At 72.8% G+C, this 13,319-nt stretch carries 13 protein-coding genes; 10 read left to right on the top strand and 3 right to left on the bottom strand.

Annotation, left to right across the window (positions count from 1 at the left end; genetic code table 11):
• The first annotated feature begins 161 nt into the window (after window positions 1–161).
• Complete coding sequence (locus ACFXGN_RS24985; protein ID WP_384863148.1) at window positions 162–1,811, top strand: glutamate--tRNA ligase; 1,650 nt, start codon at window positions 162–164, stop codon at window positions 1,809–1,811.
• A 445-nt stretch (window positions 1,812–2,256) separates the two neighbouring features.
• Window positions 2,257–3,255 carry a TAXI family TRAP transporter solute-binding subunit gene (locus ACFXGN_RS24980; RefSeq protein WP_384863146.1) on the top strand — a complete coding sequence of 333 codons (999 nt, stop codon included), beginning with the start codon at window positions 2,257–2,259 and terminating at the stop codon, window positions 3,253–3,255.
• Here the strand turns inward: ACFXGN_RS24980 and ACFXGN_RS24975 are convergent.
• Window positions 3,234–4,664, bottom strand: coding sequence for an ATP-binding protein (locus ACFXGN_RS24975; protein ID WP_384863143.1), 1,431 nt, complete (start codon window positions 4,662–4,664; stop codon window positions 3,234–3,236). The two genes, ACFXGN_RS24980 and ACFXGN_RS24975, sit on opposite strands and share 22 nt — an antisense overlap.
• Window positions 4,665–4,682: 18 nt before the next feature.
• Window positions 4,683–5,393, bottom strand: coding sequence for a response regulator transcription factor (locus ACFXGN_RS24970; protein ID WP_384863140.1), 711 nt, complete (start codon window positions 5,391–5,393; stop codon window positions 4,683–4,685).
• Window positions 5,394–5,659: 266 nt separating this feature from the next.
• On the opposite strand from ACFXGN_RS24970, the gene ACFXGN_RS24965 reads away from it, so the two are divergent.
• The 8 genes from ACFXGN_RS24965 (at window position 5,660) to ACFXGN_RS24930 (ending at window position 12,301) form a co-directional block, all read left to right on the top strand.
• Window positions 5,660–6,445, top strand: a complete 786-nt coding sequence (locus ACFXGN_RS24965) for an amino acid ABC transporter ATP-binding protein (protein ID WP_384863137.1) — start codon at window positions 5,660–5,662, stop codon at window positions 6,443–6,445.
• Between the two features lie 53 nt (window positions 6,446–6,498).
• Window positions 6,499–7,320, top strand: coding sequence for a glutamate ABC transporter substrate-binding protein (locus ACFXGN_RS24960; RefSeq protein ID WP_384863135.1), 822 nt, complete (start codon window positions 6,499–6,501; stop codon window positions 7,318–7,320).
• A 120-nt stretch (window positions 7,321–7,440) separates the two neighbouring features.
• Window positions 7,441–8,115, top strand: coding sequence for an amino acid ABC transporter permease (locus ACFXGN_RS24955; protein ID WP_384863132.1), 675 nt, complete (start codon window positions 7,441–7,443; stop codon window positions 8,113–8,115).
• Entirely contained in the window at window positions 8,112–9,002 is an 891-nt protein-coding gene (locus ACFXGN_RS24950; RefSeq protein WP_384863129.1) for an amino acid ABC transporter permease, read from the top strand. The genes ACFXGN_RS24955 and ACFXGN_RS24950 overlap by 4 nt, the downstream gene beginning before the upstream one ends.
• A gap of 189 nt (window positions 9,003–9,191) precedes the next feature.
• A complete protein-coding gene (locus ACFXGN_RS24945; protein ID WP_384863125.1) occupies window positions 9,192–11,042 on the top strand; it encodes an FAD-dependent monooxygenase in 1,851 nt (616 codons plus the stop codon).
• A gap of 32 nt (window positions 11,043–11,074) precedes the next feature.
• Window positions 11,075–11,161, top strand: a complete 87-nt coding sequence (locus ACFXGN_RS24940) for a putative leader peptide (protein WP_315986099.1) — start codon at window positions 11,075–11,077, stop codon at window positions 11,159–11,161.
• 94 nt (window positions 11,162–11,255) lie between these two features.
• Window positions 11,256–11,897, top strand: a complete 642-nt coding sequence (locus tag ACFXGN_RS24935) for a cysteine dioxygenase (protein ID WP_384863123.1) — start codon at window positions 11,256–11,258, stop codon at window positions 11,895–11,897.
• Window positions 11,894–12,301, top strand: a complete 408-nt coding sequence (locus tag ACFXGN_RS24930) for a rhodanese-like domain-containing protein (RefSeq protein WP_384863120.1) — start codon at window positions 11,894–11,896, stop codon at window positions 12,299–12,301. The genes ACFXGN_RS24935 and ACFXGN_RS24930 overlap by 4 nt, the downstream gene beginning before the upstream one ends.
• A gap of 449 nt (window positions 12,302–12,750) precedes the next feature.
• Here the strand turns inward: ACFXGN_RS24930 and recX are convergent, their stop codons facing one another.
• A complete protein-coding gene (gene recX, locus ACFXGN_RS24925; protein ID WP_384863118.1) occupies window positions 12,751–13,317 on the bottom strand; it encodes a recombination regulator RecX in 567 nt (188 codons plus the stop codon).
• Window positions 13,318–13,319: the final 2 nt, after the last annotated feature.

The following is a 13,319-nucleotide window of genomic DNA, read 5'->3' as shown; positions in this document are numbered from 1 at the left end:
ACGGAACGGTCATGGGGACGCTACTGACCGTGCACCCCCCTCGGGGCCCACAACGCCGAAGTGGGTTCGGAGTTCCGCAGCCTCGCGCGGCCGTCCGGCTCGAATCGGCCGGTCACCGGCCTACCGTGGACCGATCGAGGAACCCCAGGAGGGAGTCCACCGTGCTCGACCTTTCCGTCATCAACGCGATGTTCCCGCCCGATCTCCCGGAACCGGCCGACTGGGAGCGGCTGTTCGCGCCGCGCGCCCTGCCGCGGGGCGCCGAGGTGACGCGCTTCGCCCCCAGTCCCACCGGCCATCTGCACATCGGCGGTCTGTACACGGCGGCCGTGTCGCGCGCCCTGGCCCATCAGAGCGGCGGCACGCACGTGCTGCGCGTCGAGGACACCGACCGCTCGCGCCGGGTCGCGGGCGCAGCCGAGGAGTTCTCCCGGCTGCTCGGCGCCTTCGGGCTCGCGCCCGACGAGGGCGGGGTGTCCGGGGACGGCGCCTGGGGCCCCTATCTCCAGTCGGAGCGCCGGGACGTCTATCTCAGCCACGTCCGCGAACTGCTGCGCAAGGACCGCGCCTATCCGTGCTTCTGCGACAGGGACCGGCTGGCCCTCAGCGGGGAGGAGCAGCGCGCGGGGCGCTCCCCGCTGGGCTACTACGGGCGGTGGGCGCCGTGCCGGACGCTCGGCCCGGCGGAGGCGGCGCGCCGGATCGGGGCGGGCGAGCCGTACGTGGTGCGGTTCCGCTGCCCGTACGAGTTCCCCGGGCGGGTCCGGTTCAGTGACCGGATCCGGTCCTCCGTGACCATGCAGGACAACGGCAACGACATCGTGCTGCTGAAGTCCTCGCAGGAGGAACTCCCGCTGCCGACCTACCACTTCGCGCACGTCGTGGACGACCATCTGATGCGGGTGTCGCTCGTGGTGCGCGGGGAGGAGTGGCTGTCGTCGACGCCGGTCCACCTGCAGCTGCACACGGCGCTCGGTTTCGAGCCGCCCTCGTACGCGCACCTGGCGCCGCTGATGAAGGCCGAGGGCCCCTCGCGCCGCAAGCTCAGCAAGCGCAAGGACCCCGAGGCGTCGGTGGACTACTACCTGACGGCCGGGTATCCCCCGGCGGCCGTGCAGCACTATCTGCGGGGTCTCGCCAACATCCGGCTGATGGACGTGCCCACCGCCGAGGCGCTCGCCGCGCCCGTCCGGCTCGACGGGATGCGCCCCTCGGGGCCGCTGCTCGACCTGCCCAAACTGCACTCCCTGAGCCGGGAGTTCATCGCCTCGCTGGCGCCGGAGGAGCTGTACGCGCAGTTGCTCGCCTGGGCGCGGGAGTACGACCCCGAGCTGGCGTCGGTCCTCGCCCGGCACCGGGACCTGGCGCTGGCCGCGGTGGCCGCCGGGCGGCCGGAGGGCGCGCCCGCCCGGAAGGACCTGGACCGCTGGTCCTGCTTCCGGGACCGGTACGGCTTCTTCTTCGCGGAGCTGTTCGGTCCGGCACCGGCGCCCGGGGACGACCGGTACGGGGGTCTTCCGGGGGACCTGGTGCGGGCCGTCGCCGCCGGGTTCGTACGGGAGACGGAGGGGGTGGCGACCCCGGAGGAGTGGTACGGCAGGCTCCGCGCGCTGACGGTCCTGCACGGTCACGCCCCGGACACGGCCGCGTGGCGGCGGGAGCCGGAGCGCTGGGCGGGGCCGCCGAGGGCCATCGCCCAGGTGATCAGGGTGGCGCTGACGGGCTGCACCCGCAGCCCGGACCTGTTCACGGTGGCGGCGGCGCTGGGCCGGGACGAGGTGGTGCGCCGGCTGAGCGCCGTGGCGGGCTGAGGCGGTGCCCGGGGCCCCGGCGCCCGGCGCACCGCACGGCGGGGGCCCGGGGCGCGGGCGGGGACACGGGACTCCCCGGGGACGGGGGTGTGCCGGTCGGCTCGGCGGGAGGCCAGGGGCGGGCCGGGGACTGCCCTCAGGATCACCGAGCGTGTTCCGACGCTAGCCGCCGGGGTCCCGGCGCCCCGGCAGGACACACGGCGACGGCCCCCGCCCCGGCGACCGCTCACCAGTTCGGCGGAGCGCGTACGCCCCTTCCGGCCGGTACGGGGGCGGGGGCCGGTGACGTACGGGCTCGAGGCGGGCCTCACGGGGGCGGTGCCGGGGCCTCACAAGGGCGGGCGCCGGGGGTGACCCCGGGGGCGGCCCCCGCCCGGCCGGTCCTGAAATGCCACGGACCCGGTCCAGCCTGGCCAGGGCGACGGGGAGCTGACACTATCGCGGGATGCCCCCCTCGCTCTCCCGTGCCGTTCGCCGACGCGCCCTGGCGGTCTCCGCCGCGCTGCTGGCGCTGTGCGGGCTGCTGGTGTGGTGGACGGCTCCCTTCGGTCCGCCCGCGCCCAGCGGCACGGTGACCTTCAGCACCGGCGTCCCCACCGGCGTCTACCAGCGGTACGGGGAACTGCTCCAGCAGGCCCTGGCCAAGGACCTGCCGAAGGTCTCGATACGTCTCACCGACAGCGAGGGCTCCCAGCAGAACCTGGCCCGGGTGGCCGGGGGCGAGGCGGACTTCACCGTGGCGACCGCCGACGCGGTGGCCCAGTACCAGCGGGAGCGCAGGCCCGGCTTCGAGCGGCTGCGCGGCTGCGCCCGGCTCTACGACGACTACGTCCAGCTCGTGGTGCCCAAGGGCTCCGGGGTGCGGACCGTGCGGGACCTGCGGGGTCTGCGGGTGGGCGTGGGCCAGGACGGTTCGGGGGTGCGGCTGATCGCCGACCGGGTCCTCGCGGCGGCCGGACTCGCCCCCGTACGCGATGTCGAACCGGTCCCGGCGGGCATCGACACGATGCCGGAGCGTCTGGAGCGCGGTGAGCTGGACGCCTTCTTCTGGTCGGGCGGGCTGCCGACGCAGGCGGTGCAGGCGCTGTCGGAGCGCACTCCGGTGCGGCTGGTCCCGCTGGACGCGGGGCTCGTCGACCGGCTGCACGACGTGGGCGGATCGACCCGCCACTACCGCTCGGCGGTGATCCCGGCCGACGCGTACGCCAAGGCGCAGGACGGGCGGCCGATAGAGACCCTGGCGGTGGCGAACCTCCTGGTCACCACGGTGGAGGCGGAGGAGGACCTGGTGGAGGGCTTCACCCGGACGGTGATCAGGAGCAGGGACGGGATCGGCCGCCGGGTCCATCCGGCCCAGTTGGTGGACCTGCGGACCGCCGTCTACACGGAGCCACTCACCCTGCACGACGGCGCCCGCCGCTACTACCGCTCGGTGAAACCCTGACGTTCCCCGTCCCCGGCGTCCGCCGGGGGGTGGCGCGGGACGGTGACGGTGACCCGCAGTCCGTGCGGCGCGTTCGGCGCGAAGGCGAGGCCGCCGCCGCCCGCCGTGAGCAGCACCCGGGTGATGGAGAGGCCCAGGCCGGAGCCCTTCACGTTCTGGTGGCGTCCCGAGCGCCAGAAGCGGTCGCCGACCCGGCTCAGCTCCTCGTCGGTGAGGCCGGGACCGTGGTCGGCGACGACGACGGAGACGTCCGTACGGCCCGGGGCGACGGCCACCGCGACCTCTTCTCCCGGGGGCGTGAACTTCAGCGCGTTGTCGATGACCGCGTCGAGGGCGCTGGAGAGCGCGACCGGATCGGCCCAGGCGGTGACCGCCCCGCACGCCCCGGTGAGGGCGACCCCCTTGTCGTCGGCGACCGGCCGCCAGGACGCGATCCGTTCGGCGGTGAGCGCGCCGACGTCGATGAGCCGCAGCTCGGCGGCCGTGTGCTCGGCGAGCGCCAGGTCGAGGAGGTCGTCGAGGACCTGGGCGAGGCGCTTGCCCTCGGTCCGTACGGAGGCGATCTCCTCGTTGCCCTCGGGGAGTTCGAGGGCGAGCAGTTCGATCCGCAGGAGCAGTGCGGCCAGTGGGTTGCGGAGCTGGTGGGAGGCGTCGGCGACGAAGGCCCGCTGCTGTTCGAGGGCTTCTTCGACGTTGTCGGCCATCTCGTTGAACGAGCTGGCGAGGCGCCGCAGTTCGGGCGGGCCGCCGGTCGCGGCGACCCGGGAGTTCATCCGGCCGGTGGCGATGTCGTGGGTGACGGAGTCGAGGACGCGGACCGGCCGCAGAACCCAGCCGGTGAGCCGGAAGGCGGCGCCGACGGCGACGAGCATGGCGACGGCCTCTCCGGCGAAGATCAGCAGCCAGCCGCGCAGGATGCGGGAGCGGAGCGGTCCGGTGGGCGAGTCGGTGACGACGACGGCGACGACGTCCCCGTCGCGGACGACGGGCGAGGCGATGATGAGCCGGGCGTCGCGCTGCCAGGGCCAGACCTGGGGCGGGTCGTGGCTGCGACGGCCGAGCAGCGACTCGTTGAAGGCGCGCCTGCCCTCCCCCTCGTACGGGACGACCCAGCCCTCGGGGGCGGCGGCCATGGCACGGTTGTCGCGGTAGAAGATCCCGGTGCGGATGTCGTACACGTCGTGGTAGCTGGCGAGTTCGCCGCGCAGGGTGGTACGTCGTTCGTCGGTGCCGGGGCTGGTCTCGCTGACGAACTGGGCGAGCGCGGCGAAGCGGGCGGCGTCGTCGAGCCGGTCGACGACGACCCGCTGCTGTTCGGCGGCGGCGAGGCTGGCCGCGAGCGGGAAGCCGAGGGCGAGCAGGACGCCCGCCATCAGGACGATGAGCAGCGGAAGGAGGCGGGTGCGCACGGAGGGGCCGTTCTGCGGTCAGGCGGCGGGGGTGACCAGACGGTAGCCGACGCCCCGCACGGTCTCGACGAGGGCGGGCATCCGCAGTTTGGAGCGCAGGGAGGCGACGTGGACCTCCAGGGTGCGGCCGGTCCCCTCCCAGTTGGTGCGCCAGACCTCGCTGATGATCTGTTCGCGGCGGAAGACGACTCCGGGGCGCTGGGCGAGGAGGGCGAGGAGGTCGAACTCCTTGCGGGTGAGGGGGACGCTCTCGCCGTGGACGCTGACCCGCCGGGTGGGCAGTTCGATGGTGACGGGGCCCAGCCGCAGCAGCGTCCCGTCGGTGGGCGCGCCGCCGGGGGTCTCCTCGGCGGGGCCGTTGCGCCTGCTGACGGCGTGGATGCGGGCGAGCAGTTCGCCGGGGTCGTAGGGCTTGACGACGTAGTCGTCGGCGCCGAGGTTGAGCCCGTGGATCCGGGAGCGCACGTCGCCGCGCGCGGTCACCATGATCACCGGGGTGGCGGTGAGCTTCCGGATGCGTCCGCAGACCTGGTAGCCGTCCTGGTCGGGGAGGCCGAGGTCGAGCAGGATCACGCCGAAGGAGGGGCGCTCGCCCTGCGCGGTGGGCAGGACGGCCTGGAGCGCCTCCTCGCCGCTGCGGGCGTGGGTGACGGCGAAGCCGTGCTTGGCGAGGATGGCGGAGAGGGCGGCGGCGACGTGGTCGTCGTCCTCGACGAGCAGCAGTCTCATGCGTACCTCCTCCGTGAAGATGTCCTGATGGCGGCTCTCTGTGTACCAGGTGCCACCGGGACATGAACACCGAACACGGGTACGACAGTCAAGTGTCCCCCGGTGACGGTGGTGCTTCCGCTCCGGGCCCGGTACGCCCCGGAGCGCCCTCTTCACACAGAGTGTCCGGTTGCGGCCCGATCGTTATCCTCAATTTCCGCTCAGATGTGATGACGGTCATCACATCGGGTCTCTAGTGTCCTCCCCAACCGAGGAGGGCGAGGCCGATGAGCGGAGAGTCAGTGTCCAAGGGTCCGGAGGACGCCCCGCGTGCCGCGGACGATCTGGTCGTACTGTCCGGTGTGAACAAGCACTTCGGCGCACTGCATGTCCTCCAGGACATCGATCTGACGATCGGCCGCGGCGAGGTCGTGGTCGTCATCGGGCCTTCCGGGTCCGGCAAGTCGACGCTGTGCCGCACGATCAACCGGCTGGAGAGCACCGACTCCGGCACCATCACCATCGACGGCAAGCCGCTGCCCGCGGAGGGCAGGGAGCTGGCCCGGCTGCGTTCCGACGTCGGCATGGTCTTCCAGTCCTTCAACCTCTTCGCGCACAAGACGGTGCTGGAGAACGTGATGCTGGGCCAGATCAAGGTCCGCAGGACGGAGAAGAAGGCCGCCGAGACCAAGGCCCGCGCCCTGCTCGAACGGGTCGGCGTCGGCACCCAGGCGGACAAGTACCCGGCGCAGCTCTCCGGCGGTCAGCAGCAGCGCGTGGCGATCGCCCGCGCGCTCGCGATGGACCCCAAGGTCATGCTGTTCGACGAGCCGACCTCCGCGCTCGACCCCGAGATGATCAACGAGGTCCTGGAGGTCATGCAGCAGCTGGCCCGGGACGGCATGACCATGGTGGTCGTGACCCACGAGATGGGCTTCGCGCGCTCCGCCGCCAACCGGGTCGTCTTCATGGCGGACGGCCGCGTCGTCGAACAGGCGACGCCCGAGGAGTTCTTCAGCAACCCGCGCAGCGACCGGGCCAAGGACTTCCTCTCCAAGATCCTTCACCACTGAGCGAGTTCGGGCCCATTCTCCCCACTCGCCTCCAGACCAAGGGACATTCCTCGATGAAGCTTCGTCGCACCTCCGCCGCCGCCGCGGCCGCCGTCGTCCTCGCCCTGACCGCCTCCGCCTGTGGCACCGGCTCGGATTCCGGCAGCAACGGCGACAAGATCAACGTCGGCATCAAGTTCGACCAGCCCGGCCTGGGCCTGAAGACCCCGGACGGCAAGTACGCCGGCTTCGACGTGGACGTCGCCCGCTACGTGGCCAAGGAGCTCGGCTACACCGAGGACAAGATCAACTTCAAGCAGACGCCCAGCGCCCAGCGCGAGATCATGATCAAGAACGGTGACGTCAAGTTCATCGTCGCCAGCTACTCGATCAACGACAAGCGCAAGAAGGAGGTCGACTTCGCCGGTCCGTACTTCCTGGCCCACCAGGACCTCCTCGTGCGCGCCGACGACAACTCGATCACCAAGGTCGAGGACCTCAACGCCAAGAAGCTCTGCTCGGTCACCGGCTCGACCTCGGCGCAGAACGTCCGGGACAAGCTGGCCCCGAAGGCCGACCTGCGTCAGCTCGGCGGCTACTCCGAGTGCCTGACCGGCCTGGAGAACAAGCGCGTCGACGCCCTGACCACCGACGACTCCATCCTCGCGGGCTACGCCGCGCAGAAGGAGAACCAGGGCAAGTTCAAGCTCGTCGGCCTCCGGATGAGCGACGAGAACTACGGCATCGGCGTCAAGAAGGGCGACGACGAGCTGCGCGGCAAGATCAACAAGGCGCTGGAGAAGATGGTCTCCGACGGCACCTGGGAGAAGCTCGTCAAGCAGCACTTCGGCCCCTCCGGCTACAAGTACGAGCCCGCGCCGAAGGTCGCGAACTGATCCGACGCACCCCCGGCAGCGACGGCCGCCCCCGCCCGGGGCGGCCGTCGCACCGGCACCGGCCGCTGCCGACGCACCGGCCTCCACACCGACCGACCACCAGGGGAGAGCGCGGGCATCGTGTTCGACTTTCTTGATTCCGGGCAGTACGACCTGTTCGGCGCCTTCTGGGTGACGGCACAGCTCGCCCTCTACTCGGCCATCGGCTCGCTCGTCTGGGGTACCGCCCTGGTCGCCATGCGGGTCAGCCCGGTCCCGCTGATGCGGGCCTTCGGCACCGGTTACGTCAACCTCGTCCGCAACACACCGCTGACCGTCGTCATCGTCGCCTGCTCCCTGGGGCTCGATCAGACCCTCGGCATCACGCTCGGGGCCAACGACTCGACCACCATCGGATTCCGGCTCGCGATCCTCGGACTGGTCGCGTACACCGGCACGTTCGTGTGCGAAGCCCTCCGCTCCGGCATCAACACCGTCCCGCCGGGCCAGGCCGAGGCCGCCCGCGCGCTGGGCATGAGCTTCGTCCAGGTGCTGACCCTGGTGGTCCTCCCCCAGGCCTTCCGCGCCGCGGTGACCCCGCTCGCCAACGTCCTGATCGCCCTCACCAAGAACACCACCGTGGCCGCCTCGATCAGCGCCGCCGAAGCGGCGTTCCTGATGAAGGCGATGATCGAGAACGAGGCCGACTCGCTCTTCGCCGTCTTCAGCCTCTTCGCCCTCGGTTTCCTCATCCTCACCCTCCCCACCGGCCTCATCCTGGGCTGGGCGGCCAAGCGACTGGCGGTGAAGCGATGAGCTCCGTCCTCTACGACACTCCCGGGCCCCGCGCCAAGCGGCGCAACACGGTCTTCACGATCGTCTTCCTCGCGGTCCTCGCGGTGATCGCCTGGTGGGTGCTCTCCGCCCTGGCCGACAAGAACCAGCTCGCGGCCGACAAGTGGAGCCCGTTCGTCACCGACTCCCGGGTCTGGACCACGTATCTGCTGCCCGGTCTCACCGAGACCCTCAAGGCGGCCGGGCTCTCCATCCTCATCGCGCTGCCGCTCGGCGCCGCCCTGGGCATCGGCCGGCTCTCGGACCACCGCTGGGTACGGGTGCCCGTCGGCACGGTCGTGGAGTTCTTCCGCGCCATCCCGGTGCTGCTCCTGATGATGTTCGCCAGCGCCCTGTACACCCAGTTCACCTCGATCAGCTCCGACTTCCGCCCGCTGTACGCGGTGGTCACCGGGCTGGTCCTCTACAACGCCTCGGTGATCGCCGAGGTCGTCCGGGCCGGTGTGCTGTCACTGCCCCGGGGCCAGAGCGACGCGGCCGTGGCGCTGGGGATGCGCAAGGGCCAGACCATGCTGTCCGTGCTGCTGCCGCAGGCCGTGACCGTGATGCTCCCCGCCCTGGTCAGCCAGCTCGTCGTGATCCTCAAGGACACCGCGCTCGGCGGCGCCCTCCTCGGCTTCACGGAACTGCTCAGCCAGAACCGGCAGATCACCGCCAACTACGGCGCCAACACCATCGCCACCTTCACCGTCATCGCCCTGATCTACATCGCCCTCAACGCGCTCCTCACCACCCTCGCCGGGTATCTGGAGAAGCGTCTGCGGCGCGGCGGGAAGTCCGGCGCGGTCGTCCTTCCCGCCCAGGCCGGAGCGCCCGAACCCAAGTCGGAAGCCGTCAGCGGCGCCTGACCCGACCGGCCCCGGAGCGACGGAGCTGGGCCGGAACGGTACTGACCCGAGGTCAGCCGCACCGCGCCCAGCCCGGCGCTTGACGCAAGCACCCTCAGTGGGTTGCATACGTTCTGTGATCAACCACCGGGCTCGTGCCACACTCGACTGTGCTGCCCTCATGACCGTCCGGCCTTCAGGAGCCGCGCCGTGGACCCGGTGATCATCGTGGGCGCGGGGCCGGTCGGCCTCGCGCTCGCCCTCGCGCTCGCCGCGCAGGGCGTGCCCAGCGTCGTCCTCGACGAGGGCGACGGCAAGGACGAGCCCCGCCCCGCCCGCAGCGTCGTGCTGCGCGCCGACACGGCCGCCATGGTCGAACGGCTCGGCTGCACCACCCTCCGTGACGAGGGCCTGCGCTGGGTCGGCTGGCGCGGTGTGCGCCGCCGCCAACTGGTCCGCCACCTCGCCCTCGACCTGGGCCTCGGCGGTACGGAGGAGTGGTCCGAGGACCCCGAGGCCCCCTCCGCACCGGCCGCGCCGCTGCACATCCCCCAGCACGCCCTCGCCCGGGGACTGCGCGACGCCCTCTCCCGGCAGGACCTCGTCACCCTGGTCACCGGGGCCGGGCTCGACGGCGTCGAGCAGGACCGGGACGGCGTGATCGCCCACACCCGGGGCCCCGGGGGCACCTGGTGGCGCGGCAGCCACCTCGTCGGCTGCGACGGCGCCCGCTCGACCGTACGGAAGCTGCTCGGCATCCGCTTCCCCGGCCGCACCGCCGTCGAACGGCACGCCGTCGCCGCCCTCCGCACCGAACTCCCCTGGCCCGGCGAGGCCCTGTCGCACCGTCAGCCGCCGTGGCGCGGCGCGCCCGACGAGATCACCGCCCGGCCGCTGCCCGACGGGGTGTGGCGGATCGACTGGCTGCTGCCGCCGCGCGGCGACCTCGTCACCCCCGACGCCCTGGTCGCCCGCATCCGCGAGACCCTGGCCGGGTGGTGCGAGGGGGTGACACCGCCGTACGAGCTCATCGACACCGGCGTGTACACGCTGCACCACCGGCTGGCCCGCCGCTGGCGCGTCGACCGGGTCTTCCTCGCCGGGGACGCGGCCCATCTGCTGGGCGCGGTCGGCACCCAGAGCCTCGACGAGGGCTTCCGGGACGTCCACAACCTGGCCTGGAAGCTCGCCCACACCTGGCACCACGGCGCCTCGGAACGGCTCCTCGACAGCTACCAGAGCGAACGCCGCTCGGCCGTCGCCGACCGGCTGCGCGCGGCGGACCAGTCGCTGCCCGTCCTGCGCGGCGGCGGCGGACTGCGCGCCTACCTCCCCGGGGCGGGGCGGGGCCACGACGCCCTCCTCGCCGACGGACACGTGGGACGCGGCCCGCTCGGCGCACCCCCCGCGCACCCCCACTCCCCTCTCGCCCCGGAGCCCACCGAGGGGCGCGTCCCGGTCGGCACCCCCACGGGCGCCCCCGTCGAGGACGTGCGGGTGACCGCGCCGGACGGCACGACCGTACGGCTCAGGGACCGGCTCGGCCACGGCCGTCTCCTGGTCCTCCTGGTCGCCCCCGGCACCGGGGTCTGGGACCGGCGGCACTGGCGGGGCGCGGGGGTGATGCCCCGGCTCGAAGAGGCGGTACGCGCGCTCCCCGCGAAGGCGGAGGTCCTCGTCACCGAGGCGTACCCGGGCGCCCCGGCCCACGCCGTCCTGCTCGTCCGGCCCGACGGACACCTCGTCGCCGCCTTCTCCGGGGTCCGCCCCGAGGAGCTGTACGCGGCGGCCGACGCGGTCCGCGGCGGCTCCCCGCACCCCGAGACGGAGCCCGGGGCGGAGCCCGGCACGGAGACGGGGTCGGACACCGGGAGCGGCACCGGGAGCGGCCCGAGGAAGGCGTCGAAGCGCGAAGCGAAGGCCGAAGCACCGTCCGGCGTGAAGACCGGAGCGAAGACCAGTACGAAGACCGGCACGAAAGCCGACGCGAAGGCCGACGCTAAGGCCGACGCGAAGGCCGGAGTGTCCACGGGGAGTGACCGCACAGCGGACACGCGTTGATTCCCACCGGCGCGCATGGTGTACTCCGGAACGTGACCGACACCTATGCGCGCCTGTGGCGGAGGGTCCATATGGACCTCGTCCGCTACGCGGGCTGCGTGTGTCGCCCGTCCTGCTGATCTCGCTCTCCTTTCCCCGCGCGCCCCGCCGCCACCGGCTCCCGTCCGTGTGCCGTGCCGCCGCGCGCCCTCGGCGAACCCAGGACGGTCACCCATGTCTTCCACCGCGCCCGCACACCTCCCGGACACGGTCGGCGCCCCCGCCGCGCCCGCGTCCGGCTCCCTTCCCTCCCCCAGTCCCGCCCCGGTCACCGCCGTCACCGCCGCCGCTTCCGGCGCGGTGGGCCCGTCGGGTGCTTCCGGCAGGCCGACGGAGGCCGACCTCCTCGATTTCGTACGGCGCACCGCCGCCGATCGCGCACTGGTCGACTCCCTGCCGCTCGACCCCGAGGGCCGCACGTGGGTGCGCCTCGACGGGCCCGGCGGCAGCGAGGCGTGGCTGATCGGCTGGCCGCCCGGCACGGGCACCGGCTGGCACGACCACGCCGAATCGCTGGGCGCCTTCGCCACCGCGCACGGCACTCTGACCGAGAACGCGCTCGCCGTCCGGCTGCCCGCGACCGGCTGGAAGACCCTGGAACTGGCTGACGGCCTCGACCGCTCCCGTCGTCTCGCGGAGGGCGGTGGCCGCGCCTTCGGCCGCCACCATGTGCACGAGGTCCTCAACGAGTCCTCCGACACCCACGCGGTGTCGGTGCACGCCTACTATCCGCCGCTCCCCCTGATCCGGCGGTTCAGCCGGACCGGCGCGGTGCTCCGTCTCGAGCAGGTCGAGCGTCCGGAGGACTGGCAGTGAGCACCGGACGGGTGGGCATCGACGAACTCCTGGAACAGGTCAGGGCGGGCATCGACCGGATCGAGCCCCGGGCCGCGTACGAGGCGTACCAAGCGGGTGACGCGCTCCTGGTGGACACGCGCTACGCGGCCCTGCGCGAACGGGACGGCCTGATCCCGGGCGCCCTGGTCGTGGAACGCAACGAGCTGGAATGGCGGCTCGATCCCCTGGGCAGTCACCGCGCGGCGGAGGCGGACAGCCACGACCTGCGGGTGGTGGTCCTGTGCAACGAGGGTTACGCCTCCTCTCTCGCGGCGGAGTCCCTGCGCCGTCTGGGCCTGCACCGGGCGACGGACCTGATCGGCGGCTTCCAGGCGTGGAAGGCTGCGGGCCTCCCGGTCCTCCTCCCCAAACCCGCGCCCTGACGGCCCCCGCCGGGACGGTGGAGAAGACGGCCCGTCAGCAAGCCCGCAGCCACCGACCGCAGCCCGCCGAACCACCCGAAGCCGAGCGGAGAGCCACGGGCGAGGGTGACGGGCGAGGGTGACGGGTGACGGGTGACGGGTGACGGGTGACGGGTGACGGGTGACGGGTGACGGGTGACGGCGGAACGACCGCCGGACCGCCGGGTGAGCTGCTGGCGGGCGGTGGGCAGGTGGCCGGCCTGAAGACGGACGGCGACGGGAGACCGCGGACGGACAGCCGGTGGCCGATGATCTACGGACGGCCGAGGGGCCGGTGGCCGACGGACGGCCGACGCCCTGCGGCCGACAGCCGGTGGACAGGCCCCGGCGCCCCGGGCCTTCCGTTCCGGTCGTCGGTCCTCACCGGCCTTCCGGGCGCTCTCCGGGTCCTTCTGATCTCCCCCGGGGGATCAGAAGGACTCGTCGAGCCCGTCCGTGTCCTCGCCCTCCGCCTCCAGTGCCTGGCGGACGACTCTGAGGGCCATGCCCTCCGGGTAGCCCTTGCGGGCGAGCATCCCGGCGAGTCTGCGCAGTCTCCGGTCGCGCTCCAGGCCACGGGTGGAGCGCAGCTTGCGGTCGACCAGCGCGCGGGCCGTGGCCTCCTCCTGCTCGGAGTCGAGCCGCTCCACCGCCTCCTGGACGAGAGCCGGTTCGACGCCCTTGGTCCGCAGCTCCCGGGCGAGGGCGCGGCGGGCGAGCCCCCGGCCGTGGTGACGGGACTCCACCCAGGCCCCGGCGAAGGCGGCGTCGTCGATGAGTCCGACGTCCTCGAAGCGGGAGAGGACCTCTTCGGCCACCTCGTCGGGGATCTCCCGCTTGCGCAGCGCGTCGGCGAGCTGTTTGCGGGTGCGCGGGCTCCCGGTGAGCAGGCGCAGGCAGATCGCCCGCGCCCGCTCAGCCGGTTCCTGGGGCGACAGCTCCTTCTCGGCCCTCGACGAGTCGGGGCTGTCACCCGGCCATTCGGTACGACCGGTCACCG

The sequence above is a fragment of the Streptomyces sp. NPDC059247 genome (genome assembly GCF_042754005.1).
Taxonomy (GTDB): Bacteria; Actinomycetota; Actinomycetes; order Streptomycetales; family Streptomycetaceae; genus Streptomyces.
This window is presented reverse-complemented; position numbering and strand designations above follow the sequence as displayed.